This window comes from Mesorhizobium comanense (assembly GCF_005503535.1).
GTDB lineage: Bacteria > Pseudomonadota > Alphaproteobacteria > Rhizobiales > Rhizobiaceae > Mesorhizobium > Mesorhizobium comanense.
In genome coordinates this window covers 1-1,177 of record NZ_SCNN01000074.1, presented here as the reverse complement: position 1 = coordinate 1,177, position 1,177 = coordinate 1, and the positions used below count along the sequence as shown (strand labels likewise).

Genomic DNA, 1,177 nt, shown 5'->3' with positions numbered 1-1,177 from the left:
GAGTATCCGTCTTGGTCAAGGAATTTCTGGAGCCCATATACGGTCGTCCCTGATGAGCGCGTTTGCAAGGACGAGAAGCTTTCGCATGATTGCGGTTATGGCGACTTTTGCAGGTTTTCCGCCTGCTCGGAGGCTTTCGTATTTTGCCTTAAGAGGCTGATTGAATCGGGTGGCGACGAGGGCGGGCATGTAGAGTGCCTGCCTGAGCGTATGCCGGCCGCCTTGGATGAAGCTCTTGCCCTTCCATTGGCCGGATTGTCGGTCGACGGGGGCAAGACCGGCCAAGCTTGCAGCTTGCTTGTTTTCGAGCGCACCCAGTTCGGGCATATCCGCGACGATGGCGACGGCGCTCGCCTCGCCAAGCCCCGGAATGCTGGTGAGAATGTCGAAGCGGCGTCTGAGGCCGAGTTCGCTGGCGATACGGGTTCGGCATTCGGTGTCGATCGCTGTGACCTGCGCAGCGATCTGTTTCAACCGTTGCTCGGCCTGGCGCTTCAACAGCGGGATGGTCAAAGACTTCTGTCGGTTCAATGTGGCGGTGCGGTCCTTGATCAGCGCTCGTCGGGCTGCGACCAGTTCGCAAAGCGTATCAAGGGCATCGCTGCGGATCGGCCGGATCTGCGGCGCCATCAGCGCGCCGAAGTGAGCGAGCATGGCGGCATCGATCCGATCGGTCTTGGACAAGCGGCCGGCGGCCTTTGCGAAGGCACGCGTGCGCTGTGGGTTCATCTTGACCAGCGGCAGGCCCTTGGCACCCAACGTGCGTTCGAGCAACCGATGATAAGCGCCCGTCGCCTCGTAGACGACGCGGGCAGGTGCAAGAGGCGCCAGCCAGCGGATCAGTTCGCGTAGACCGCTGGCGTTGTTGGTGTATTGCCGCTCCGTACCTTCCGGCAGCAGATGAACGTCGAGGCGATCTTTCGAGATATCGATTCCGAGTGTTCGTGCTATGATTACGGTCATCTTTTCCGTGTCCCGTGCTTGTCATCCGGGCCTTGAATCCCGGCTATCCGTTCAGGCCTCATGGAAAAGAGAGGGGCGATCATACTCTAGCTCGGTCCGTCACGACCGGCGGTTCATCGATCCCACCCCTCCCGCCGCCTGCGGGTGGTGAAGGCCCGCAGGCGGCAACCCACTTTGGCCTCGAAACGACGGAAAGTCATAAGACAAGCGGTTC

Annotated in this window: 1 protein-coding gene; it reads right to left on the bottom strand. The window is 60.7% G+C overall.

The window, feature by feature from the left end; translation table 11 throughout:
• Positions 1 to 15 precede the first annotated feature (15 nt).
• Entirely contained in the window at positions 16 to 963 is a 948-nt protein-coding gene (locus FFS37_RS35650) for an IS110 family RNA-guided transposase (protein WP_137935558.1), read from the bottom strand.
• Positions 964 to 1,177 lie beyond the last annotated feature (214 nt).